The 24,318-nt window shown below is 71.9% G+C and carries 21 protein-coding genes; 7 read left to right on the top strand and 14 right to left on the bottom strand.

The window, feature by feature from the left end; genetic code table 11:
• Window positions 1–27: 27 nt before the first annotated feature.
• The 7 genes from N553_RS0114170 to N553_RS0114200 all read right to left on the bottom strand — a co-directional run bounded on the left by N553_RS0114170 (window position 28) and on the right by N553_RS0114200 (window position 7,218).
• Window positions 28–1,191, bottom strand: coding sequence for an ABC transporter substrate-binding protein (locus N553_RS0114170; protein ID WP_028047079.1), 1,164 nt, complete (start codon window positions 1,189–1,191; stop codon window positions 28–30).
• An 89-nt stretch (window positions 1,192–1,280) separates the two neighbouring features.
• A complete protein-coding gene (locus N553_RS0114175) occupies window positions 1,281–2,063 on the bottom strand; it encodes an ABC transporter permease (RefSeq protein ID WP_028047080.1) in 783 nt (260 codons plus the stop codon).
• A 28-nt stretch (window positions 2,064–2,091) separates the two neighbouring features.
• Entirely contained in the window at window positions 2,092–2,946 is an 855-nt protein-coding gene (locus tag N553_RS22820; RefSeq protein ID WP_034622520.1) for an ABC transporter ATP-binding protein, read from the bottom strand.
• Window positions 2,943–3,875 carry an ABC transporter permease gene (locus tag N553_RS0114185; RefSeq protein WP_028047081.1) on the bottom strand — a complete coding sequence of 311 codons (933 nt, stop codon included), beginning with the start codon at window positions 3,873–3,875 and terminating at the stop codon, window positions 2,943–2,945. The genes N553_RS22820 and N553_RS0114185 overlap by 4 nt, the downstream gene beginning before the upstream one ends.
• The gene (locus N553_RS0114190) at window positions 3,872–4,888 is read right to left on the bottom strand and encodes a TIGR03842 family LLM class F420-dependent oxidoreductase (RefSeq protein WP_028047082.1); all 1,017 of its coding nucleotides are present in this window, start codon (window positions 4,886–4,888) and stop codon (window positions 3,872–3,874) included. Before N553_RS0114190 ends, N553_RS0114185 begins: the two co-directional genes overlap by 4 nt.
• A 43-nt stretch (window positions 4,889–4,931) precedes the next feature.
• Window positions 4,932–6,350, bottom strand: coding sequence for a dihydropyrimidinase (hydA, locus tag N553_RS0114195; RefSeq protein WP_028047083.1), 1,419 nt, complete (start codon window positions 6,348–6,350; stop codon window positions 4,932–4,934).
• Window positions 6,351–6,369: 19 nt separating this feature from the next.
• Complete coding sequence (locus N553_RS0114200; protein ID WP_028047084.1) at window positions 6,370–7,218, bottom strand: nitrilase-related carbon-nitrogen hydrolase; 849 nt, start codon at window positions 7,216–7,218, stop codon at window positions 6,370–6,372.
• A gap of 234 nt (window positions 7,219–7,452) precedes the next feature.
• Between N553_RS0114200 and N553_RS0114205 the strand changes: the two genes are divergently transcribed.
• Window positions 7,453–8,772: a PLP-dependent aminotransferase family protein gene (locus N553_RS0114205; RefSeq protein WP_028047085.1), complete on the top strand. Its 1,320-nt coding sequence runs from the start codon at window positions 7,453–7,455 to the stop codon at window positions 8,770–8,772.
• Here N553_RS0114205 and N553_RS0114210 read toward each other — a convergent pair.
• Complete coding sequence (locus N553_RS0114210) at window positions 8,765–10,003, bottom strand: hypothetical protein (RefSeq protein ID WP_156043848.1); 1,239 nt, start codon at window positions 10,001–10,003, stop codon at window positions 8,765–8,767. The genes N553_RS0114205 and N553_RS0114210 overlap by 8 nt on opposite strands.
• Before the next feature lie 260 nt (window positions 10,004–10,263).
• On the opposite strand from N553_RS0114210, the gene N553_RS0114215 reads away from it, so the two are divergent.
• The 4 genes from N553_RS0114215 to cofD are packed head-to-tail and all read left to right on the top strand — an operon-like array spanning window position 10,264 to window position 13,989.
• Window positions 10,264–11,250 (top strand): putative F420-0 ABC transporter substrate-binding protein, encoded by a 987-nt coding sequence (locus N553_RS0114215; RefSeq protein WP_028047087.1) that lies wholly within the window; start codon window positions 10,264–10,266, stop codon window positions 11,248–11,250.
• A complete protein-coding gene (locus N553_RS0114220; RefSeq protein WP_028047088.1) occupies window positions 11,247–12,275 on the top strand; it encodes a putative F420-0 ABC transporter permease subunit in 1,029 nt (342 codons plus the stop codon). Before N553_RS0114215 ends, N553_RS0114220 begins: the two co-directional genes overlap by 4 nt.
• On the top strand, window positions 12,266–13,033 hold the full coding sequence (locus N553_RS0114225) for an ATP-binding cassette domain-containing protein (protein WP_028047089.1): 768 nt from the start codon (window positions 12,266–12,268) through the stop codon (window positions 13,031–13,033). Before N553_RS0114220 ends, N553_RS0114225 begins: the two co-directional genes overlap by 10 nt.
• Window positions 13,030–13,989 (top strand): 2-phospho-L-lactate transferase, encoded by a 960-nt coding sequence (gene cofD, locus N553_RS0114230; protein WP_028047090.1) that lies wholly within the window; start codon window positions 13,030–13,032, stop codon window positions 13,987–13,989. Before N553_RS0114225 ends, cofD begins: the two co-directional genes overlap by 4 nt.
• Here cofD and cofC read toward each other — a convergent pair.
• On the bottom strand, window positions 13,963–14,565 hold the full coding sequence (cofC, locus tag N553_RS0114235) for a 2-phospho-L-lactate guanylyltransferase (RefSeq protein WP_028047091.1): 603 nt from the start codon (window positions 14,563–14,565) through the stop codon (window positions 13,963–13,965). The two genes, cofD and cofC, sit on opposite strands and share 27 nt — an antisense overlap.
• 56 nt (window positions 14,566–14,621) lie before the next feature.
• Between cofC and N553_RS0114240 the strand changes: the two genes are divergently transcribed.
• On the top strand, window positions 14,622–15,197 hold the full coding sequence (locus tag N553_RS0114240; protein WP_028047092.1) for an HhH-GPD-type base excision DNA repair protein: 576 nt from the start codon (window positions 14,622–14,624) through the stop codon (window positions 15,195–15,197).
• Between the two features lie 34 nt (window positions 15,198–15,231).
• Here N553_RS0114240 and N553_RS0114245 read toward each other — a convergent pair whose 3' ends face one another.
• From N553_RS0114245 to N553_RS0114255, 3 genes are all read right to left on the bottom strand, one after another.
• Complete coding sequence (locus N553_RS0114245) at window positions 15,232–15,996, bottom strand: coenzyme F420-0:L-glutamate ligase (RefSeq protein WP_028047093.1); 765 nt, start codon at window positions 15,994–15,996, stop codon at window positions 15,232–15,234.
• Window positions 15,993–17,009, bottom strand: coding sequence for a TIGR03557 family F420-dependent LLM class oxidoreductase (locus N553_RS0114250; RefSeq protein ID WP_028047094.1), 1,017 nt, complete (start codon window positions 17,007–17,009; stop codon window positions 15,993–15,995). The genes N553_RS0114245 and N553_RS0114250 overlap by 4 nt, the downstream gene beginning before the upstream one ends.
• Window positions 17,010–17,106: 97 nt before the next feature.
• Window positions 17,107–17,790, bottom strand: coding sequence for a metalloregulator ArsR/SmtB family transcription factor (locus N553_RS0114255; protein ID WP_028047095.1), 684 nt, complete (start codon window positions 17,788–17,790; stop codon window positions 17,107–17,109).
• Between the two features lie 75 nt (window positions 17,791–17,865).
• Between N553_RS0114255 and N553_RS0114260 the strand changes: the two genes are divergently transcribed.
• Window positions 17,866–19,071: an NAD(P)/FAD-dependent oxidoreductase gene (locus N553_RS0114260; RefSeq protein ID WP_028047096.1), complete on the top strand. Its 1,206-nt coding sequence runs from the start codon at window positions 17,866–17,868 to the stop codon at window positions 19,069–19,071.
• Here N553_RS0114260 and N553_RS0114265 read toward each other — a convergent pair.
• Together N553_RS0114265 and N553_RS0114270 are read right to left on the bottom strand one after the other, a co-directional pair.
• Complete coding sequence (locus tag N553_RS0114265) at window positions 19,068–20,369, bottom strand: M1 family metallopeptidase (RefSeq protein WP_028047097.1); 1,302 nt, start codon at window positions 20,367–20,369, stop codon at window positions 19,068–19,070. The genes N553_RS0114260 and N553_RS0114265 overlap by 4 nt on opposite strands.
• Window positions 20,366–24,214, bottom strand: coding sequence for a Pls/PosA family non-ribosomal peptide synthetase (locus N553_RS0114270; protein ID WP_081844654.1), 3,849 nt, complete (start codon window positions 24,212–24,214; stop codon window positions 20,366–20,368). The genes N553_RS0114265 and N553_RS0114270 overlap by 4 nt, the downstream gene beginning before the upstream one ends.
• Window positions 24,215–24,318: the final 104 nt, after the last annotated feature.

A 24,318-nucleotide genomic window follows, 5' to 3' on the forward strand; every position in this document is an offset into this window, starting at 1 on the left:
CGTGCGACCACCGCCCGCGAGCCTGCCCTACTTTCCGCCGGCCTCGAGTGTGACGTCCGTCGGCGTGAAGTCCGTGCCGGTGACGTCCACGCCCTCGTCCTTCAGCGCCGCCAGCGCCTTCTCCACGTACTCGTTCGTGTAGGAGTCGTCGCTCGGCTCCGCGGTGATGACCGTGGCGCCCTGGTCGTTCTTGGTGTTCAGGGCGATGTCGACGGTCTGCTTCCAGGCGTCCTCGTCGATGATCCCGATGCCGTCCGGTGACGGCCAGATGAGCTTGTTGATCTCGTTGGTCTGCCACAGCTGGTGGCTGTTGCCCAGCTGCGAGCCCTGGGCCACCACGATGTCCCGCGCCTTCTCCGGGTTGTCGCGTGCGTAGATCCACCCCTTGAGGCTCGCCTTGATGAACTTCTCGGTGTTCGCCTGGTACTCCTCGTCGGAGGCCAGCTTCTCCGAGTTCGCCCAGATGGCGTCCTGGAGCATCGCCGTGCCCTCGTCGTTCCAGTCGATCGCGTTGAAGTCGTCGGCCGTGTACAGCTCGCCGGTCGCGGGGTTGGTCGACTCGAGGAGCTGCGCGTACTCGTTGTAGGTCATCGCCTGGGCGGCGTCGATCTCGTTGCCCAGCAGCGCGTTCATGTCGAACTGCTGCTGCACAAGGGTGACGTCGGTGGCCGGGTCCAGGTCGGCCTTGGTGATGCCTGCGAAGAGCTCGAACTCGTTGCCGTAGCCCCAGTTGCCCACCTTCTTGCCCTTGAGGTCCGCGGCCGTGGTGATGCCCGCGTCCTTGAACGAGACCTGCAGCGTGCCGGACTTCTGGAAGATCTGGGCGACGTCCGTGATCTCGGCACCCTGCTCACGTGACGCGAGCGCCTTCGGAACCCACGCGATCGCGTAGTCGACCGAGCCGTCGGCGAGGACCGACTGCGGCACGATGTCGACGCCGCCCTCGACGATCTCCACGTCCAGGCCCTCGTCGGCGTAGTAGCCCTGGTCGAGCGCCGCGTAGTAGCCGGCGAACTGGGCCTGCGTGAACCACTGCAGCTGGAGCTTGATCGGCGTCAGCGGGTCGACGGACATGTCCGAGGTGGACTCGGGGGTGTCGCCGTCGTCGCTGCTGCCGCATCCGGCCAGAGCGAGCGCTCCCGCGACCGTCAACGCTGCCACGCTCCACGCCGTACGTCTGGTGTCTCTCATCGTCATCCCTCTCGTTGGCTGACTCGGACAGGTGCTGGGATCGGCCGGCCTGGCCTCACTGACAGGCGGGACGTGTGTGGGTGCGAGCATCAGCCCCCGGTGCGACGCGCCGCCGCGCGCTCGAGCGCGAGGGTCGCCAGGTAGAAGACGAGCCCGAGCAGGATCGCGCCGAGCACGAAGGCCCATGCCCGCGCGTAGGCGCTGTTGGACGCGGCCGACGTGATGCGTGAGCCGAGCCCGTTCTGCAGGCCTCCGAAGTACTCCGCCACGACGGCCGCGATCACACCGGTCGACGACGCGATGCGCAGACCGGTGAAGAAGTACGGCAGCGCCCCGGGAATGGTCACGGTGCGCGAGATCTGCCTCGGCGTCGCTGCGTACGCGCGCAGCAGGTCGCGGTGCACGGGCTGGACCTGGCGCAGGCCGCGCAACGTGTTGACGAAGATCGGCGCGAACACGACGACCGAGACCACGAGCCTGCGCGGTGTCGTCGACGTGGTGCCGAACATCGTGTTGAGCGCGGGCGCGAGCGCCACGATCGGCATGACCGAGAGCGCCGCCGCGGTGGGTGACATGAGGGAGTCCACCATGCCGCTGCGGGCGGCGAGGATCGCCGCGAGCACGGCGGCCGTGCCTCCGACGAGGAGACCGACCAGGACGTTCAGGCCCGTGGCGAGCGCAGCCGACCACACCAGCGGGACCACCTGACGCAGCTGGTCGACGATCGCGGTCGGGCTGGGCAGGAGGTAGGGCTTGATCCCGGTGGCGACGACGAACCCCTGCCAGAGCACGAGTGCGACCAGCCCGAGCAGCACGGGAGCGAACCAGCGCACAGCAGACCGACGACGACCGGCGCTCGCCTGCGTGCTCATCGTCTGCTCCCACCCGGCGCTGTCGTCGTCATCGCAGGTCCACGCCTCGGGCCGTCCCCGTCGGGATGGCGCCGCTGCCGTGCAGCGCCTCACGCACCGCCGTTACCGCCGCGAAGAACGAGGAGTCCTCCCGCAGCCCTTCGGTGCGTTCGCCGGCGATCCGCACCGGCACCACGGCCGTGATCCGCCCGGGCCGTGGCGACATGACCACGACCCGCTCGGAGAGGAACACCGCCTCGGGGATCGAGTGCGTGACGAACACGACGGCCGCACCGCTCTCCGCACAGATCCGCACGAGCTCGGTCTGCATCCGCTCGCGCGTCATCTCGTCGAGCGCACCGAACGGCTCGTCCATGAGCAGCAGGCTCGGCCGCTCGGCCAGCGCTCGGGCGATGGCGACGCGCTGCTGCATCCCTCCCGACAGCTGGTGCGGGAAGTGTCCTGCGAACTCCTCGAGACCCACGAGCGTGAGCAGCTCGGCCGCCCGGGCGGCACGCTCCTTCTTCCCGACGCCGTGCAGCTCCAGCGGCAGCTCGACGTTGCCCGCGACGTCCCGCCACGGTAGGAGCCCCGCCTGCTGGAACGCGATGCCGTAGTCCTGCGCCTCCCGGGCCGCCTGTGCCGACTTGCCGAACACGCGGAGCTCGCCGGTGCTCGGCTGGTCCAGGTCGCCGATGAGCCGCAGGAGCGTCGACTTCCCGCAGCCCGACGGACCGATCAGGGAGACGAACTCGCCCGCGGCGACGGTCAGGTCGATCCCGTCGAGCGCGGTGACCTCGCCGGACCGGGACGAGAAGGTCTTGCCGATGCCGCGCGCGACGACCGCAGCCGCTGCACCGGGCGCGGCCATGGAGTGCGTCGTGGTTCCTGCGTCCGTGCTCATGAGACCTCCGCGTGGCGGTAGCGACCGAGTCCTAGGCCGAGCAGCGACACCAGCCCGGCGGCGACCAGGCCGAGGACTGCGGCACCCACGATGGCGCCCCACGGCTTGGCGGGGTCGCCGCTGGCCGACTGTGCGTAGCTGATGATCATGCGGCCGATGCCGCCCTTGGTCCCCGTCGAGACCTCCGCGACGATCGCACCGACCACTGCGGTCGCGGCGCCGAGCCGCAACGCGGGCAGCAGGTAGGGCACGCTCGCCGGGAGGCGCAGCCCGAGCAGGGTCCGGCTCCAACCGGCCGCGAGCGCGCGGAACAGCTCGACCTGCGCGGCCGGGGGCGACTGCAGGCCACGCAGCGCACCGACCGCGACCGGGAAGAACGCCAGGTAGGACGCGATGAGCGCCACCGACATCCACCGCTGCCACTCGAACGAGCCGATGTGGATCCGGCCGCCCCAGCCGACCACGAGCGGCGCGAGCGCGATGAGGGGCACCGTCTGGCTGAGCACGACCCACGGCAGGAGCGCCGACTCGGCGACCGTCCACCGCTGCATCAGGAGGGCGACGAGGAAACCGCCGACGGAGCCCAGCACCCAGCCCGCGAGCGCGACCCGGAACGTGAACCAGCAGGCCTGCAGCATCGCGCTCAGCACGGTCGGGGACCCGACGGCCGAGGTCTCGGGCTCGAGCATCCGCTGCCCGATCGTCCACACGTGCGGCATCGCGACGTCGTCGGTGCGCGGCAGCACGCTCGCACCGAGGACGTGACCGCCGGTGTCCGGCACGACGAGCTTGACGAGCTCCCACAGCACGGCGAGCAGGACCACGGCGAGCAGTCCGACGGCGACCCGTCGGCCGCGGCCCGAGCGGGCACGCTGCGGCGCGGCCGGGGTCCCGACCGGCGCGCTCGTGCTCGTCGCGAGGTCCGTCATCCGGTCGCGACGACGGACGTCGCCATCCCCGGGATGACGCGTTCGCCGTACTGGCGGAGCGTCTCCTCCTTGTTGTCGTGCTGGAGGTACCCCGCGAACTGCGTGACCCCCAGCGCACGCAGGGCCTCCAGCTTCTCGACGTGCTCCGACGCGCTGCCCAGGATGCAGAACCGCTCGACGATGTCGTCGGGCACGAACGCGGCGTGCGTGTTGCCGGCGCGGCCGTGCTCGTTGTAGTCGTAGCCGTCACGGCCGGCGATGTAGTCCGTGAGCGCCTTGGGGATGGTCGAGTCGGCGCCGTACCTTGCGACGATGTCCGCCACGTGGTTGCCGACCATCCCACCGAACCAGCGGCACTGCTCGCGCATGTGCTCGCGGTCGTCGCCGACGTACATCGGGGCGGCGATGCAGAACTGGATCGCGTCGGGGTCCCGGCCGGCCTGCTCGGCCGCGTCGCGCACGACCTTGATGGTCCACGCGGCGATGTCCGGGTCGGCGAGCTGCAGGATGAACCCGTCACCCACCTCCCCCGTGAGCTTGAGTGCGAGCGGTCCGTACGCGGCCACCCAGATGTCGAGGGCCGACCCGCTGGACCACGGGAACTGGACCTTCGCACCGTTGACGTCGACGGCCCGGCTGTTGGCGAGCTCGCGGATGACGTGGATGGAGTCGCGCAGCGTCGCGAGGTTCGACGGCCTGCCGTGCAGCGTGCGCACGGCGGAGTCGCCGCGGCCGATGCCGCAGACGGTCCGGTTGCCGTACATCTCGTTGAGCGTCGCGAACAGGCTCGCGATCACCGTCCAGTCGCGGGTCGCCGGGTTGGTGACCATGGGCCCGACCATGACCTTGCGGGTGGCCGCGAGGATCGCCGAGTAGATGACGAAAGGCTCCTGCCAGAGCAGGTGCGAGTCGAACGTCCACACGTGGCTGAACCCGTACGTCTCTGCCTGGCGCGCCAGCTCGACCGTGCGCGAGGCCGGCGGGTTCGTCTGCAGCACGACGCCGAAGTCCATGGGCGACCTTTCTCTGGAACGGGTGCGAGCGGTCAGAGCTGGTTCAGAGCAGGTACTGCGTCAGTCCGCGTCGCACGTACTGACCGTGCCCGGCGCGGCCGTGGTAGCCGGTCTCGTCCACCACCACGGACCCGCGGGAGACCACGACGTCCACGTGCCCGTCGATCTCGTACCCCTCCCACGCGGAGTGGTCCATGTTCATGTGGTGGGTCTTGCCGACGCCGATCGACGTGTGCCCGTTCGGGTCGTAGACCACGACGTCCGCATCTGCCCCCGGGGCGACGACGCCCTTCTTCCCGTAGAGCCCGAACATCCGCGCGGGCGTGGTGGACGTGAGCTCGACCCACCGCTCCAGCGTGATCTCGCCCGTCACCACCCCCTGATACATGAGGTCCATCCGGTGCTCGATCGAGCCGATCCCGTTCGGGATGGCCCGGAAGTCGCCCACACCGAGGTCCTTCTGACCCTTCATGCAGAACGGACAGTGGTCGGTGGAGACCATCTGCAGGTCGTTGGTGCGCAGCGCCTGCCACATGTGCCGCTGGTGACCCTCGGCCCGGGAGCGCAGCGGCGTCGAGCACACCCACTTGGCACCCTCGAACCCCGGAGCGCCCAGCTGCTCCTCGAGCGACAGGTAGAGGTACTGCGGACACGTCTCACCGAAGACGTTCTTGCCGTTGTCGCGCGCCCACGCCAGCTGCGCGACCGCCTGCTTGGCGCTCACGTGCACGACGTAGAGCGGGGCGCCCGTGACGTCGGCCAGCATGATCGCGCGGTGCGTGGCCTCCTCCTCGAGCTGCCAGGCACGCGCGATGCCGTGGTAGTACGGGTCGGTCTTGCCGGACTCGACGAGCTGCGCCGCGAGCACGTCGATCGCCGGCCCGTTCTCGGCATGCATCATGGTCAGCAGCCCGAGGTCAGCGGCCTTCTGCATGGCCCGCAGGATCTGCGCGTCATCCGAGTAGAAGACGCCCGGGTAGGCCATGAAGAGCTTGTAGCTGGTGATCCCCTCGGCGACCAGGCCCTCCATCGCCTTCAGCGCGTCGTCGTCGACCCCACCGATGATCTGGTGGAAGCCGTAGTCGATCGCGCAGTTCCCGGCCGCCTTCTCGTGCCAGGCCGCCAGGCCGTCCATGACGCGCTCACCCGTGCGCTGGACCGCGAAGTCGATGATCGTCGTCGTCCCACCCCAGGCTGCCGCCCGGGTCCCGGACTCGAACGTGTCGCTCGCGTTGGTGCCGCCGAACGGAAGCTCCATGTGGGTGTGCGCGTCGATCCCGCCGGGGATCACGTACTTGCCGGTCGCGTCGATCACCCGGTCCACGTTCGCGGCGAGGTCGAAGCCGAGCAGCGTCGAGCCCGGGTTGAGCACCGCCGCGATCGTCTCGCCGTCGATGAGCACGTCCGCCGGCGTGCGCCCCGTCGCGCCGACCAGCGTCCCACCCGTGATGAGCGTCTTCATGGTTCGGTGTCCTCTCAGGTCAGGGAGCGACGATCGGGCCGTACGCCTCGGGCCGACGGTCGCGGAAGAACTGCCACCGCTCGCGCACGATCCGCACCTGGTCCAGGTCGAGGTCACGGATCAGCAGCTGGTTCTCGGTCGACGACCCGACCTCGCCGACGTAGTTGCCGTCGGGCCCGACCGCGTAGGACGACCCGTAGAAGTTCACGGCCTCGTCGCCGTACTCGTTGTCCTCGAGGCCCACCCGGTTGTTGGCGACGACGAAGTAGCCGTTGGCCACCGCAGCGGCCGGCTGCTCGATCTCCCAGAGCTTGTTGGAGATTCCGGGCGCCGTCGCGTTCGGGTTGAACACGATCTCCGCGCCGTTCAGCGCGAGCACCCGCCACCCCTCAGGGAAGTGCCGGTCGTAGCAGATGTTCACGCCGATCTTCCCGACGGCCGTCTCGAACACCGGGTACCCGAGGTTGCCCGGCCGGAAGTAGAACTTCTCCCAGAACTTGGGCAGGTTCGGGATGTGGTGCTTGCGGTACTTGCCGAGGTACGTGCCGTCCGCGTCGATCACCGCGGCGGTGTTGTACAGAACACCGGGCTGCTCCTCCTCGTAGACCGGGAGCACGATGACGATGCCCAGCTCCTTGGCCAGGGCCGAGAAGCGCTCCGTCGTCGGACCGGGCACGGTCTCGGCGTAGCTGTAGTACCCGGTGTCCTGCGTGATGCCGAAGTACGGGCCGTAGAACAGCTCCTGGAACGCGATCACCTGCGCGCCCTGGGATGCGGCCTCCCGGGTCCAGGCCTCGTGCAGGGCGGTCATCGACTCCTTGTCGCCCGTCCAGGTGGCCTGGGTGAACGCGACACGCACGACTGTCATGGAGCTCCTCCGGTCTTCGTTCCGCCGACGGTGGCCCCCGGCAGCGGGTGCCGAGGGCTCCCTCGCCTGGAATGTGACTGTCGGGGTTGAACATTTCTGTGGCGTTACCGCGAGTTTCATCTGCGCGAACGCTCGTGTCGAGCGTGTAAACATTTTGAGGGTCGGGCGAATCGGGCGCCTGCGGGGCCCCAGGAGGACCCCGAGAGGCCCTCGTCGGCGTGCATCCTGACCCGCATGGACCTCGCAGCACACGTCGACGACCGCAGCCCACGCGGCATCGCGGCCACCGTTGCGCGGCTCGTCCGAGGCGGTGACCTGCGGCCCGGCGACCGGTTGCCCACCGTGCGGGTCCTGTCCGCCGAGCTGGGCGTGAGCCCCGCGACCGTCAGCGGAGCGTGGCAGGCGCTCGCGGCGGTCGGCATCGTGACGTCGCGCGGCCGGGCCGGCACCGTCGTCCTGCCGCCCCCCGCGAGCTGGCTCCCGCCGCGGTACCGGGACCTCGCCGGTGGCGCACCTGCGCGCCTCGACCTGTCCAGCGGGACGCCGGACCCGGAGCTGCTCCCGCTCCTCGGCCCGGCTCTGGCGCGCGTAGCGGTGCAGATGCCCTCGGCCGACTCCGGTGCCTACCTCTCCTCACCCGTCGTGCCCGCGCTCGAGGCGCTGCTGCGCGAGTCGTGGCCGTTCGCCCCGCAACGCATCACCGTGGTCGACGGTGCGCTTGACGCCATCAGCCGCACGCTCGAACGGGTGGCCGGCTACGGCTCACGCGTGGCCGTGGAGAACCCCGGGTTCCCACCGCTGTTCGACCTGCTGGACCAGCTCGGCCTCGAGCGGGTCCCCGTCACGCTGGACCGCCAGGGCATGCGTCCGGCCGAGCTGCAGGACGCCCTGCAGAGCGGCGCCAAGGTCGTCGTCGTGCAGCCCCGCGCCCAGAACCCGACCGCGGTCAGCATGACGGCTACCCGGGCACGCGAGCTCGCCGGCGTGCTCCGCCGGCACGAAGCCATCGTCATCGAGGACGACCACTCGGGTGAGATCGCGTCCGCCCGCGACGTCAGCCTCGGCGTCTTCCTGCCCGATCGCGTGGTCCACGTCCGCTCGTACAGCAAGTCGCACGGTCCCGACCTGCGTATCGCCGCGGTGGGCGGACCCGCCACCGTGCTGGACGCCCTGGTGGCCCGCCGGATGCTGGGCCCAGGCTGGACGAGCAGACTCCTCCAGCACGTCCTGGTCGACCTCCTCACCGACTCGACCGCGGTCGAGTCGGTCGCCAACGCTCGTCGGGTCTACTTCGCCCGCCGTCGCACCCTGCGCGAAGCACTGACCACGCACGGCGTCGTCGTCGACCCGGGCGACGGCATCAACCTGTGGCTGCCTGTCCACGACGAACGCACGGCGCTGCTGCGGTTGGAGGCAGCGGGGATCCGCGTCGCACCGGGGGCGCCGTTCCGTGCCGACCTCACGCCGAGCGACCATGTCCGCGTCACGGTCGGGCTCGTGGACCGGGAGATCGACGACGTCGCACGAACGCTCGCCCTGGCGGGCGCTAGCTGACCCCGGCCCGGTCCGGCACCGTCTCCGGTGGCGAGGCGGGCACGTCGCGGACCAGGACGACGAGCGCCGCGAGGACGGCGACGTGCAGGGCGGTTGCCAGCAGCACGGGGATGGCCAGCATCTCGGCCTGCGCGAGGACGAGCATCACGGACGCGCCGCCGAGTGCGGCCAGAGCGCGGGCGTTGCGGGTCCTGCGGTACTCCGCCGCGGCCGCGAGCACGATCGCCCCGGTCGTCACGACGAGCGCGAGCCGGTAGTACGGGAACCACTGCGTGTCCGTGACCACCCGGGTCCAGACCAGCACGGCGACCGCGACGGTCGCCGCATCCGTGACTGCGCGGCACACCATCCAGGTGAGGACGCTCGCGACCACGATGAGTGCGCCCTGGGTCGCCCGGACCTCCCAGGTGACCGACGCCGGACTGCCCCACAGGAGCAGGACCGGGCTGATGATCGAGCCGGTCCACGTCATGTCGAGCATCCGGAAGGTGCCGCTCAGCGCGAACGGTGCCCAGACCAGCACCGTGCCCGCCAGCCAGACCACCGCACCACGCACGCGGCCCCTCCAGGTGGGCAGGGCGAGCAGCAGCACGGGCACCGCCAGCACGGCCCACGTCTCGAGCGCGCACCCTGCGACGAGCAGGAGCGCCGTGGCCACGTCTCGCCCGCGTCTCCCGGTCCCGGCAGCGATCAGCCACAGCGCCGGGACCCAGAGGTAGGTCGGGTGCTGGTAGGCGATCAGCGTGGGGATCTGCCAGGGCACGAGAAGCAGGACGGCGGCACCGACTGCGGCGACGAACAACCCACGGGGCGGTCGGTGGCGTGCTGCCCAGATGCTTGCCGCGTACAGCGCGGGAGCGAGCGCGACCACGGCGGCGACGAGGAACCCGACAGTCGTGGAGGCGCGCAGGACGTGAAGCAGGAAGGCCAGCCCGCCGGCCCACACGAGCGCGAGCGGACCCGTCTGCACGGTGGGGTCGCTGTAGGCGAGGCCCGGGTGCCCGGACAGGATCGCCCGCCCGGCGTGCACGAAGAGGCCGTAGTCCCCGTAGAGGTGGGAAGGGTCGCTCCACGCGTCGCCGTCGGGCTGCCGAGCCATGTCAGGCTCGAGCGGGATCACCGCCGAGGCCGCCGCGACGACGACCGCCGCCAGCAGGGCCCACAGCCAGGAGGGCGATTCCCGCACCGAAGCCGAGAGCCACGCCCGCGCACGGAGGGCTCTCGATGACATGGCCACGATTCTCGCCCACCGTGACCGGTGCTCGCGTCACGCAGGCCCCGTGGCGGGACGCGTGCCCGCAGGTGGGAGCACCAGCGGGGTTGCGCGACCGGGTGGCGATCGGCCTACTCTGTGCGCGGAACCCGGCCGGGTCTGGCACGGGTCGCGCCGCCCGGCTGTGGGCGGCCCTCCGGAGGCGCGACGTGCGCCCCACCCCCGTCGCCCACGCGTGCGCACGCGACCGCGCGCACCAGCAGAGACACCGGAGACCCATGCCCGCCGACCGGCGCGTCCTCGTCACAGCCACCGCACTCGCGCTCGGCCTGGCGGCGTGCTCAGCCCAGAGCACGCCCGAACGGACGGCCACACCGACCCCGACGGCGTACGCGCCAGTGTCTCTCGACAACTGCGGTACCAAGGTCACGCTCGTCGGACCGCACACCAAGGTCGTGACGATCAAGTCGACGAGCACCGAGATGCTGCTCGCGCTCGGCCTGCAGGACGTCATGATCGGGACGGCGTTCGCGGACGGCCCGGTGCCGGACGAGTACAAGGCGGCCTACGACGCGATCCCCGTCATCTCGGACAAGGTCCCCGGGCAGGAGGCACTGCTCGCGCTCGAGCCGGACTTCGTCTACGGCGGGTGGGAGTCCAACTTCTCGGCCGACGGTGCGGGCGACCGCGCGGCCCTGCAGGACCTCGGCATCGACACGTACGTCTCCCCCGCGGCGTGCAAGGAGCCGGACTACATGCCCGACCCGCTGACGTTCGACGACGTCGACGACGAGATTCGCGAGGTGGCCACGATCTTCGGCGTCCCGGACCGCGCGGAGGCCCTGATCGCCGACGAGAGGGCCACGCTCTCGAGCGTGACGAAGCCCGCCGAGAAGACCACCGCCCTCTGGTACAGCTCCGGCTCGGACACCCCGTACGTCGGCGCCGGCATCGGCGCGCCGCAGATGATGATGGACGCCGCGGGCCTGACCAACATCTTCGCGGACGTGCACGACACGTGGACGCCTGCCGGCTGGGAGAGCATCGTCGCGGCAGACCCGAGTGTCATCGTGCTGGTCGACGCGTCCTGGAACACCGCCGCCTCGAAGATCCAGCTGCTCGAGGCCAACCCCGCCACAGCCCAGCTCAGCGCCGTCCAGAACCACCGGTACCTGACCATCCCGTTCGCCGCGTCCGAGGCCGGCGTCCGCAACGCCGAGGCCGTGAAGTCACTGGACGACCAGCTGGCGGCCCTCCCGAAGTGAGTGAACGACGCCGGGCAGCCCCGCTCCCCCTGCTTGTCTCCGTAGGGATCCTCGCCGTCGTCGCGACCGTCCTGGTCGCCGTCACGATCGGCCCGGCGGACCTGCAGGTCGCCGAGGTCGCGCGCAGCGTCGCGGCCCACCTCGGCTTCGCGGTCGCTGACGTGCCGAAGCTGCATGACGCCATCGTGTGGGACCTGCGCCTGCCCCGGGTGCTCACGGCCGCGGCGGTCGGCGCCGGTCTGGCCCTGGCCGGAGCCGTCATGCAGAGCCTCACGCGCAACCCGCTGGCCGACCCGTACCTGCTGGGCCTGTCCTCGGGTGCGTCGCTCGGCGCGGTGGCGGTGCTCGTGCTCGGCGTGAGCCTGCTCCTACCGGTCGCCGCGTTCGCGGGCGCGATCCTGGCGCTCCTCGCGACCCTGACGCTGGCGCGCACAGGCGGCACCCTCACTCCGGGCCGGACCGTGCTGGCGGGGCTCGCCGTCTCGCAGTTCGCCGCCGCGGGCACGTCGTTCGTCATCTTCTGGACGGCGACGGGCGACTCCTACCGCGAGATCCTCAACTGGCTGCTGGGCTCGCTCGCGGGCTCGACGTGGGCCGACGTCGCGATCGCGGGCACTGCGGTCGTCGTCATCGGCGCGGTCCTCCTCATGAGCTCCACGAGGCTCGACTCGTTCACGTTCGGGGACACGTCGGCGGCCTCGCTCGGCATCGACGTGAACCGCACGCGATGGACCTTGATGATCGTCGTCGCGCTGCTCACGGGCGCGATGGTGGCCGTGAGCGGGGCCATCGGGTTCGTCGGCCTGATCCTGCCGCACGCAGTCTCGTCGCTGACCGGCCCGGCGCACCGACGGCTGCTCCCCGTCGCCGGCCTGGCAGGCGCCGTGTTCCTCGTCTGGGCAGACACGATCGCGCGGACCGTGTTCGACCCGCGCGAGCTCCCCGTCGGCATCGTCACCGCGCTCGTCGGCGTGCCCGTGTTCGCGTTCCTCCTGCGCCGCGGGAAGGGGTCGGCATGGACCTGACCCTGCAGGGTGTGGGCACGCGGCTCGGCGGACGGTGGGTGGTCGACGGCGTCGACGCGACCCCGCCCGCGGGTGCGCTCACCGGTCTCCTCGGACCCAACGGTGCGGGGAAGACGACGCTCCTGCGCATGATCGCGGGCCTGGTCGGGCCGGAGGCCGGCGCGGTGCTGGTCGAGAACGAGAACGTCGAGGCGATCCCGCGCCGAAGACGCGCGCAGCGGATCGCCTTGTTGGAGCAGGAGTCGACGAGCTCGGTCCCCCTGACCGTGCGCGAGGTGGTCGGGCTCGGCCGCATCCCGTACCGCACGATCTGGGGGAACGACCCGGACGACGCCGCCGTGGACCGCGCGCTGCGCAGCGCACGCGCCGAGCACCTGGCGGACCGCGCCTGGTGGTCCCTCTCGGGCGGTGAGCGGCAGCGCGTCCAGATCGCCCGTGCGCTCGCGCAGGAGCCCGACCTCCTGCTCCTCGACGAGCCGACCAACCACCTGGACGTGAGTGCGCAGCTCGGCCTGCTCGCCTTCGTCCGGGACCTGGGCACCACCACGGTCGCGGCACTGCACGATCTGAACCTCGCAGCCGCGTTCTGCGAGCACGTGCTGGTGCTCAAGGACGGCCACCTCGCCGCAGCAGGGCACCCGCGCGTGGTCCTGACCCCCGACCTCCTGCGGGACGTCTACGCGGTGGAGGCCGACGTGCTCACCAACCCCCGGACCGGGCGCCCGGTCATCGCCTTCCACGAACCGGAGCACCCATGAAGATCACCGTCCTGTCCGGTGGCGTCGGTGGCGCGCGCTTCACGCGCGGGCTGCTGGCCCTCGTCGGCGACGAGCACCCCGTCACGGTCGTCGCGAACACCGGTGACGACATGTGGTTGCACGGTGTGCGCGTGTGCCCCGACCTGGACACGCTGATGTACACGCTCGGCGGCGCCGTGCACGAGGACCAGGGCTGGGGCCGACGGGACGAGTCGAAGCGTGTGAGCGACGACCTCGCTGCCTACGGACTCGGCTGGGACTGGTTCACGCTGGGGGACCTGGACCTGGCCACCCACCTCGCGCGCACCGAGCTGCTCCGATCGGGGATGCCCCTCTCGCAGGTCACGGCCCGGCTCGCCGACCGATGGCGACCCGGGGTCACGCTCCTGCCGATGACCGACGACGAGGTCGAGACGCACGTGGTCCTCGACGACGGGCGTGAGATCCACTTCGAGGAGTGGTGGGTGCGGCACCGAGCGGCGGTCCCGGCGAGGCGGTTCGTGCAGACGAACCTGGCCGTCTCCTCCCCTGCGCCCGGCGTGCTGGAGGCGCTGCGGGACGCCGACGTCGTCGCGATCCCGCCAAGCAACCCGGTGGTCTCGGTGGGCACGATCCTGGCGGTCCCCGGCGTCCGCGACGCGTTGGCCACCACGGACGCGCCTGTCGTCGGTGTGAGCCCGGTGGTCGGCGGCGCTCCCGTGCGCGGGATGGCCGACGCCTGCCTGGCCGCCATCGGCGTCGAGACCAGCGCCCTGGGCGTCGCCGAGCACTACGGCCGGCGTGCCGAGGGCGGGATCCTGGACGCCTGGCTCGTCGACGAGGTGGACGCACCGGCCGCCGCCCGGCTGCGCGACGCAGGCTGGGCGTCGCGAGCGGTCCCCACCCTCATGACCGACGTGCCGACCACCGCACGCATCGCCGCGGCCGCCCTAGACCTCGTCGACCGACAGCCCTGACAGGACCTTCGCGGTCCGCCGACCGACACCGAGGCGTGCTACGGCCGCCAGGTCGGACGGCACGTCGACGTCTCGCCGCACGGTGGACCCGAGCGGGACGTCGAGCCGCACGTGCCCGGACGCCTCGTGCAGGGCCGCCGAGCCGGGCCCGAACTGCGGCGTGCACGCGACGAGACCCGTGAGCAGCGTCGTACCGGTCCCGTCGGCATCCGAGACGAAGCCGAGCGGATGCCGCTGCGCGAGGTCGAGCGCCGCCCGCAGGTCGTCCGGCCGCAGCGCAGGCAGGTCCCCGAGCAGGACCGCGACCGGCAGCGACGCACGGGCAAGACCCGCGCGGATCGCGGCGTTGAGACCACCACCCGGGTCGTCGACCACGAAGGGTGCGGCGGCACGGATCTCGTCGTCGCTCGTCACGACCAGGACCCGCCTCACACCGGGCGTTGCCGCGGCCGACTCCATGGTGTCGAGCGCCATGGCCCGTGCGAGTGCGGCGCGTGCCCCCGGGTCCAGATAGCCCGCCAGCCGCGTCTTGCCCACGGCGGCCGGCTTCACGGGTACGACGACGACCCACTCCATGCGTCCACCTCCCGTCGGGGTTCTCACCGGGAGCACCCCCGCGAGAGGATGCTGCCATGACGCTCTGGCTCACCGGCGACCCGACCGCCGACCAGCTCCTGACCGACGACCCGTTCGCGCTGCTGCTCGGCATGCTGCTGGACCAGCAGGTCACAATGGAGTCGGCGTTCGCAGGCCCGGCCAAGATCGCCGACCGGATGGGTGGCCTCGACGTGCACCGCGTCGCGGAGGCGGACCCCACGGAGTTCGCCTCGTTGTGCGCCACACCGCCGGCGGTCCACCGCTACCCCGGCTCGATGGCGGGACGTATCCAGGGTGTCGCCGGAGCCCTCGTCGAGCAGTACGACGGCGACGTGACCCGACTGTGGACCGACGGTGACCCCGACGGCCCGACCGTGCTCAAGCGGCTCAAGGCCCTGCCCGGGTTCGGTGACCAGAAGGCGCGCATCTTCCTCGCCCTTCTGGGCAAGCAGATCGGCGTGCAGCCGGCGGGATGGGCACAGGCGGCGGGCGCGTACGGGGAGCCAGGCTCGCGCCGCTCGATCGCCGACGTCACCGACCCGACCTCGCTGGCGGAGGTCCGCGTGACCAAGCAGGCCGCCAAGGCCGCAGCGAAAGCGGCCGTCGGCTAGCAGCGGACCTGCGCGGCGAGCGTCGGGAGCCGGATCAGTCTTCCGTCAGCGCGTCCTTCCAGCCCTGCGCGTACGCCTCGGCGCTGCCCTGCGCGAACATGTCCTCGTCGCCGAGCCGCACGAGCGCCCGCGCACCAGGACCGTCGTCCGGGGTGACGAGGTCCCCGAGCCCGCGCACGACGGCCAGCGGCCGCCCCTCGGCCTTGCCCTTGACGAGCTCGCCCGCGGACGCGACCTCGTCCGCCACCGCAGCCTGCGTCATGATCAACGGGCGCCCGAACGTGTCGGCCTGACCCCGCAGATCGTCGAGCACGACGAGCCCCGCCGCCCCGATCGCGATGTCCGTGACTCCCTGCCTCCACGGACGACCGGCCGTGTCGGTGATGACGAGACCGATCGTCACGCCGAACCGGGCAGACAGGCCCGCACGGATCCGGCGCGCTGAGGCGTCCGGATCCACCGGGAGCAGCAGCACGGTCCCCTCGGGGGTGTTGCTCGCGTCCACACCGGCCGCGGCCATGACCAGTCCGAGGCGGTTCTCCACGATCCGGGTCACCCCGGTCGAGTGCTCGCGGGTCGCGACGACACGCACGGTCTCGTCGGTGATCGCCTGCTCACGGTCGTCGGCCGAGACCACCCGGCCCTCAGCCTTGGAGACGACCTTGGACGTGAGCACGAGGACGTCGCCGTCGACGGGCGGGTCGTCCGCCAGGAGGGCGGACAGGAGATCGACGAGGTCGTCGCCGGGCGCGATCTCGGGCAGCCCGTCGGGTGCCCAGACCTCCAGGCGGGCCGTCACCGGACCAGCTTGGGCAGCACGTCCGCCCCGAACGTCTCGATCCACTCCCGCTGGTTGCGACCCACGTTGTGCAGGTAGATGCGGTCGAAGCCGAGGTCGACGTACTTCTGGATCTCGGCCCGGTGCACGTCGGGGTCGGCGGAGATGACCATCCGGCCGTCGAAGTCCTCGGGGCGCACGAGCTTGGCCATCTGCTCGAAGTCGAACGGTGAGCGGATGTCGGCCTTCGGGAACTTCATGCCGCCGTTCGGCCACTCGTGCATCGCGTGCACCATGGCCAGCTCGTCGGTCTCGGCCCAGGACAGGTGCAGCTGCAGCACCTTGGGCAGCGTGGCCGGGTCCTTGCCGGCCTCGCGAGCACCCTCGTCGAACTTGCCGAAGAGCCCGCTGATCTTCTCCAGCGGAGCGCCGACCGTGATCAGGCCGTCGGCCAGCCGCCCGGCGCGCTTGGCGGTGACGGGCCCGGCGGTCGCGACGAGGATCTCGGGAGCCACCTCGGGCATGGTCCACAGCCGCGTCGACTCGAGCTTGTAGAACTGGCCGGCGTGCTTGACGTCCTTGCCCGCGATCGAGGCGGTGAAGAGCTTCCTGATGAGCTCGATCGCCTCGAACATGCGGTTGATGCGCTCGGGCGCCTCGGGCCAGTAGCCCGCGACGATGTGCTCGTTGAGCGCCTCCCCGGACCCCAGGCCGAGCCAGTGCCGGCCGGGGTACATGGCCGCGAGCGTCGCGGAGGCCTGCGCCACCATCGCGGGGTGCCAGCGGAAGGTCGGCGCCGTGACGCCAGGGCCGATGTCGCCCGTCGTCCGCTCCCCCAGGGCGGTCAGCACGTTCCAGACGAACGCCGCCTGACCCTGCGCCGGGACCCACGGCTGGTAGTGGTCCGCGGCCATCACGCCGGAGAACCCGTGGGCCTCCGCGTGCACCGACAGCGCGACCGCCTCGGTCGGGTGGAACTGCTCCAGCATCGCTGCGTACCCGACCGTGAGGCCGTCCGCGGTGACCGTCGACATACACACTCCTGATCGCCTGGGACCTCGCGGTGTGCTCCGCGACGAACTCCCCGACACACCCTAACGACGCACCCGGGCGAGATGATCCCGGCCGTGGCTACCGGCCGTGCTCGACGACGACGCAGCACCGGTCCGGCCTGGGCTCGAGCCGCGCACGCATCCGGTCGCCACCCACCTCGTCGGCGACCGCGCCGACGAGGCAGAGGTTCGCCCGGCAGATGAGCGCGGTCTGCGCCTGCGCCAGGGCGTGGAAGGGGCAGTTGTGCAGGTGGACCTCGTTGCCGTCGCGGCGCGGCTCGTACCCCTGTGCGGCGAGCACCTCGGCCGTCGCGTCCAGCGGGTCGACGTCGCGATCGGCGCCGGCCCGGCCCGCCGCCGCACCGTGAGCCGTGAACGCGCGCTCCACGGCGTCGAGCACCGGTCCGCCGGTCTGCGCCGACTCGGCGACCGCGTCGCTGAGCAGGCGCCCGGCGAGCTCGTAGGAGCGGTCCGGCAACGAGAACGACAGCTCCCGCGCGGCACGTCGGTAGAGGGTGGCCGGTCGGCCGGCCCCGGGCCCTGTGCGGCCCGTCAGGCGGGCGTGGCTCGTGCTGAGCAGGCCGTCGGACACGAGCCGCTCGAGATGGAACCGTGCGCGATGTCGTGGGACTCCGACGCCCTCGGCGGCCTGGTCACGGCTGACCGCCGCGGGCTGTGCGACGACGAACCGGTACAGCGCGAGCCGCACCGGGTCCGCGAGCGCGCCGATGCTCTCCGCGTCGGACGACGTCTGTGCTCCCACACCCTTGACGGTACCGAGGCCGGTTTCTAAAGTGCAAGGAGATCTACGATAGAAAACAGCGACCCGGAGGTCGTCATGGCTGGAACCGTCGTCATCGGAGCCGGGCTCGCCGCGGCGCACGTCGTCGCCACTCTGCGCGAGGAGGGAGACACCGCACCGATCACCCTCGTGGGTGACGAGGTCGACCGCCCCTACGAGCGGCCTCCGCTGTCCAAGGGGTACCTCCAGGGCAGCGCCTCGCGCGAGTCGGTGTTCGTGCACGCGCCCGACTGGTACGTCACCCACGACGTCACCACCCGGTTCGGCACCACCGCCACCCGGATCGACCGCTCCGCGCGCACCGTCGCCCTGTCGGACGGCACCACGCTCGGGTACGACCACCTGGTGCTCACCACCGGGTCGAGCCCCCGGGTCCTCGACGTCCCCGGCTCCTCGCTGCGCGGGGTCCACACGCTCCGCCGCCTGTCGGACAGCGACGACCTGCGCGACGAGCTCGCCCGGCCCCAACGTCTGGTCGTGGCCGGCGGCGGATGGATCGGCCTCGAGGTCGCCGCCGCAGCGCGGCTCGCCGGACTGACCGTCACCGTGCTCGAGTTCGCCGCGCAGCCCTTGCTCCGGGTGCTCGGACCGGAGGTGGCGGCAGTCTTCGCCGAGCTGCATCGAGCCCACGGCGTCGATCTGCGCACCGGTGTCGGAGTCGACGGCTTCGAAGGTTCGGCCGGGCGCGTCACCGGCGTCCGGGTCGGCGGGGAGGTCGTTCCTGCCGACATCGTGCTCGTCGGTGTCGGTGCAGCACCCAACGTCGAGCTCGCAGCTGCTGCGGGTCTCGCGGCGGACTCCCGGGGGGTCCTGGTGGACGCGCACCTGCGTACCGCCGACCCAGCCGTTCTCGCGGCGGGCGACGTCGCGAACGCCCACAACACGTCCCTGGGCCACAGCCTGCGCGTCGAGCACTGGGACAACGCGATCCGGCAGGGCGCCCTTGCAGCACGGTCGATCCTGGGCCGCGGCGACGAGTACGACTGGCAGCCGTACTTCTACACCGACCAGTACGACCTCGGCATGGAGTACGTCGGGTACGCCGACTCGGACGACCCGGTCGTCCTGCGTGGCGACCCCGCGAGCGGGGAGTTCCTCGCCTTCTGGCTGCGCGACGAGCGGGTACGCGCGGCGATGAACGTCAACATCTGGGACGTCAACGACCGGCTGCGCGAGCTCATCGGCCGCCGAGTGGACCCGGCGCGGCTGTCGAGCCAGGACGTTCCACTGGAGGATCTCTAGCCTGCGCCCCAGGGCGGCAAGTCCTTCTGGAGCAGCCACGGGTCCAGCAGCGCCGCCACGGGCCGATCGGACTCGAGCTCCGCGCAGACGACGAACTCCTTGGTGCTCACGGTGCCGTGCCGGTACCGCGCCGTCCAGGTGCGCACGAGCCGGAAGAACGTCTCGTCCCCGAGCGAGGTCCGCAACGCATGCAGCGCCAGGGCGCCACGCTTGTACAACCGGTCGTCGAACATCGCGTCCGGCCCGGGGTCCCCGATGACGAGGTCCTGAGGAAGCCCGGCGAGCCGAGTGTGCGCCGCGCGAGCCTGCTCCTGGGCAGTCCGACCGCCCGAGGCCTCGGACCAGAGCCACTCGGCGTAGCACGCGAAGCCCTCGTGCAGCCAGATGTCCCGCCAGAGACCCACGGTCAGGCTGTTGCCGAACCACTGGTGCGCGAGCTCGTGCGCCACGAGCCGCTCCGACCCTCGCCGGCCGTCCATGTGGTTGGCACCGAAGACCGACAGGCCCTGGGCCTCGAGCGGGATCTCCAGGTCGTCGTCCGTGACCACCACGGTGTACGCGGCGAACGGGTACGGCCCGAAGAGCTCCTCGAAGAGCGCGATCATCTCGGTCTGCCGTCCGAGGTCGTGCTCGGCGGCCTCCCGAAGCCGGGCCGGCACGAGGACCTCCTCGCGCGGACCGGTCGGGACCCGCAGGTAACGCCCGATCTGAAGGGTCGCCAGGTACGGCGCCATCGGCTCGGTCTGCTCGTACTCCCACCGCACGCGCCCCGCACGGGGCGAGCGCGACACCAGCCGCCCGTTCGCGACGACCTCGTACCCGGCCTCGACCGTCACCGTGAACCGGTAGGCCGCCTTGTCCGCGGGGCTGTCGTGGCAGGGGAACCAGCTCGGCGCGCCGTCCGGCTGACCCGCGACGATCACCCCGTCGGTGAGCTCCTCCCAGCCGACCTCGCCCCACGGCCCGCGAACGGGTGCCGGCTGTCCGGAGTACCGCACGTCGATGACGAGCTGAGTCCCGGCTGCCATCTCGTGCTTGAGCTTCAGCACGAGCAGACCGCCGCGGTGCGTCCAGCGGTCGGGGCGCGACCCGTCGACGAGGACCTGGGTCACCCGCAGCCGGTGCTGCAGCTCGAGCGACACGCGGACCGTCGCGCGGACGGCGGTGGCGTAGACCTGGGCGCGACCCTCGAGCCGGTTGGTCGCCACCCGGTAGTCGAGCTCGAGCTCGTAGCGGTCGACGTCGAGGTCGCCGTCGGGGCGCCCGGGCAGGTACGGGTCTGCGGCGGGTGCCGTCACGCGGGCACCGGTGCGACGGGGTTGCCGGTCCAGAGCGAGCCGGCCGGGATCGCGTCCCCGCGAAGCACCAGCGACGCAGGTCCGACGCTCGCGCCGTCGTCGATGGAGGCCGCCGGCAGCACCACGCCGTGCGGTCCGAGACTCGCCCCGTGCCCGAGCACCACGGTGTCCATGCTCATCACCCGATCATGGAACAGGTGGGTCTGCAGGACGCAGCCGCGATTGACCGTGGACGCGTCCCCGAGCGTGACCAGGTCGGCCTCGGGCAGCCAGTACGTCTCGCACCAGACGCCGCGGCCGATCCGGGCTCCCAGGGTCCGCATCCAGACGGTGAGCGCGGGCGAGCCGACCGTGGCCGGCCCCAGCCATGGAACGGCGACCGACTCGAGGAACGTGTCCGCGAGCTCGTTGCGCCAGATGAACGAGCTCCACAGCGGGTGGTCTCCGGCACGGAGCCTCCCGACGAGGAGCCACTTGGCCGCGGTGGCCAGCGCGCACGCGACGGCCGCGGCACCGAGCACGACCAGCCACGAGACCGCCGCAGCGCCCGCGAGTCCCCACGACCCGACCGCCGCCTGCAGGAGCAGCAGGACGAGCACCCCGAGCCCGAACGTGCAGATGACGGGCACGATCCGGCAGAGCTCGACGACCGCCCGCGCCACGCGCAGGTGCGTCGGCGGTTCGAACGTGCGCGAGTCATCGCCTTCTCCCGCGACACGCCGCAGCCTGACGGGCGGTGAGCCGAGCCACGACGTGCCGGCGCGCGCTCGCTCCGGCGTCGCCGACAGGACGGCGACCAGCCCTCGCTTGGGAACGGCACGCCCGGGGGCGATCATCCCCGAGTTGCCCAGGAACGCACGCTTGCCCACCTTGCTCCGCTCGACACGCAACCAGCCGCGGCCCAGCTCGTAGGACCCGATCAGGGTGTCGTCGGCAAGGAACGCCCCGTCGCCGACGCTGGTCAGGGACGGGATCATGAGCGCAGTCGACGCCTCGACGTCCTTGCCGATGTCGGCACCGAGCGCGCGGAGCCAGAGCGGCGTCGCAGTGCTCGAGTACAGCGGGAAGAGGGTCGTGCGCGCGTCGTCCATGAGGCGTTGCGTGGCCCAGACCTGCCACCCGTGCCGGCTGCGCACCGCGTGGTACCCCTCGCGGAGCCCGATACCGAGCAGGCGCACGGAGACGAGCGTGACCACCAGGAGGACGAGTCCCATGGTCAGAGCACCCAGAGGCACGGCCCGCAGGGCGTCGCCGACCGCCTCGCGCCAGCTCTGCGAGTCCCTGACCGAGTACCCGACGACCAGCAGCCCGCACAGCGCGGCGACCACCGGAAGCGCGGCGAGCACCGAGGCCGTGACCCCGTAGACCGCGACCCACCGACGCCCGCGGGGGGCACGCTCGGCGGGCCACTGCCCCGGCGCCGGCCCGTCGAACACGGCCGGCGAACCCGTCCACAGCTCGCCAGGCGGTACGGACTGCAGCACTGCCGAGCCTGGTGCGATCTCGGCACCCTGGCCGATCCGGGTCCCCGGTCCGAGGGTGGACCGGGTGCCGACGGTCGCGCGCTTGTCGATCCGGATCCGGCCGACCTTGAGGATGTCGCCGTCGAGCCAGTGCCCGCGCAGGTCCACCTCGGGCTCGACCGAGCAGCCGTTGCCGAGCCGCAGCATGCCCGTGACCGGTGGGGGCGTGTGCAGGTCGACGTCCTTGCCGACCGTCGCGCCCAGGGCACGCGCGTACGCCGCGGTCCACGGGGCGCAGGAGAGGTTCTCGGAACCGGCGGCGGCTGCCCACGACTCGGTGAACCAGATCCGCAGGTGGACCGAGCCTCCACGGGCGTACCAGCCCGGGCGGAGGTCACGGAGCAGAGCGCGGGCGAGAAGGACCGTGGTGCCCATCCGACCGAGCGGGCTGATGAGGACGAGCCAGCCCAGCGCGACCCACCACCAGACTCCGGCCACGACGGGAACCCAGGTGGCGCCCGTCGTCGCACGCAGGACCGCGTCCGCTGCCAGCAGCCACGTCAGCCAGCGCAGACCGACCAGCAGCGACAGCGGGAAGGCGAGCAGGGTCTGGAGGACCTGGGTCCGCAGCGGGGTCGGGCGCACGATGCGCCGGTCCACCGCGCTCACCGGCTCGAACTCGTCCAGGGTCCGGGCGAGGTCGCCGATGCGCGGGTTCTCGTAGACGTCCGCGACGGTGACCGTCGGGAACCTCTCCCGCAGTGCCGAGACGAGCTGTGCGGCGACGAGGCTGCCGCCGCCCGAGTCGAAGAAGTCGTCCCGCGGACCCGAGACGGCGACCCCGAGCGCTGCCGTCCAACGCTGAGCGACCCACTGGGCGGTCTCCGAGAGGCCCACCGCGGGCGGCGCGTCCGCGTCGGCGTCCGCGAGCGGCCAGGGCAGGGCGTCGCGGTCGACCTTGCCGGACCCCCGCGTCGGGATCTGCTCCACGGGTGCGAGCAGCGGCACGAGCGCCGCGGGCAGGGTGCCGCGCAGGGCATCGCGGCACGCGGGCAGGTCGATGTCGACGCCCTGCTCCGCGACGAGGTAGCCGACGAGGACGGCCGTGCCGGCCGGCGTCCGACGTACCGCGGCCGCCGCGCTCGCGACCCCGGGCAGTGCCAGCAGCGCGGCATCCACCTCACCGAGCTCGATGCGTCGCCCACCCACCTTGACCTGGTCGTCGGCGCGCCCCTGGAACAGCAACCCTTCGGCCTCGAACCGGACCAGGTCGCCGCTGCGGTACGCGCGCTCCCAGCCGAGCGTCTCCACACCCGCGTACTTCTCGGCGTCCTTCGCCTCGTCGAGGTACCGGGCCAGTCCGACGCCGCCGATGATCAGCTCGCCGACCTCGCCCTCGGCGACGTGCATGCCGTCCGGTCCGACGACCGCCAGATCCCACCCGTCGAGCGCGTGCCCGATCCGGACAGGTCCGTCACCGGTGAGCAGCGCGCCGCACGCGACGACCGTGGCCTCGGTCGGGCCGTACGTGTTCCAGACCTCGCGCCCCTCACCGACGAGCCGGGCCGCCAGCTCCGGAGGGCACGCCTCGCCGCCGAAGATGAGCAGCCGGACCCCTGCCAGCACCTCGGGTCTCCACAGGCCCGCCAGGGTCGGGACCGTGGAGATCACCGTGATCCGCTGCGCGACGAGCCACGGGCCGAGGTCCATGCCGGTGCGGACGAGGGCGCGCGGTGCGGGGACCAGGCACGCGCCGTGAGCCCAGGCGAGCCACATCTCCTCGCAGCTCGCGTCGAAGGCCACCGACAGGCCGGCCAGCACCCGGTCACCGGGACCGAGCGGGGCGTGCTGCAGGAACAGGCGCGCCTCGGCGTCGACGAACGCCGCGGCCGACCGGTGCGTGACCGCGACGCCCTTGGGTGCGCCCGTGGAGCCGGACGTGAAGATGATCCACGCGTCGTCGGTGGTGCTCGGGGGCCGGGGAGCCGCGGACCGCCTGGTGAGCACCGCCAGGTCGCCCTCGGTCAGCACCCGCGCGACGCCCGCCTCGCCGAAGACCGCCCGAGCGCGCTCGTCCGGGTCGTCCACGTCCACCGGGACGTATGCGGCGCCGGCCGCGAGGATGCCCAGGATCGCCGTGTAGAGCTCGGCCGTGCCCGACGGGACGCGCACTCCCACGCGGTCCCCTGGCCCGATGCCGACCGCCGCCAGCCCGTGTGCGGCCACCTGCACGGCGTCCCAGAGCTCACGGTAGGTGAGGCTCACGCTGCCGTCGTCGAGCGCGGGGCTGTCGGCGTGCGCGTCGACCGTGGCACGCAGCACGTCGAGCAGGGTGCGGGGGTCGGCGGCCAGCCCGGACCGGAGGAACCCCTCGGTCGTCATCGCCACCCCGTGTCTTCCTCGCGCGTGCATGTCCCCCGATCATGGACCCCACGACCCGGCGAAGCGCGATAATGCCATCCACCTGCGACATCGGCGTCGTCGTT

Origin of the sequence: Cellulomonas sp. URHE0023 (genome assembly GCF_000688475.1) — a bacterium.
Classification (GTDB): Bacteria; Actinomycetota; Actinomycetes; order Actinomycetales; family Cellulomonadaceae; genus Cellulomonas.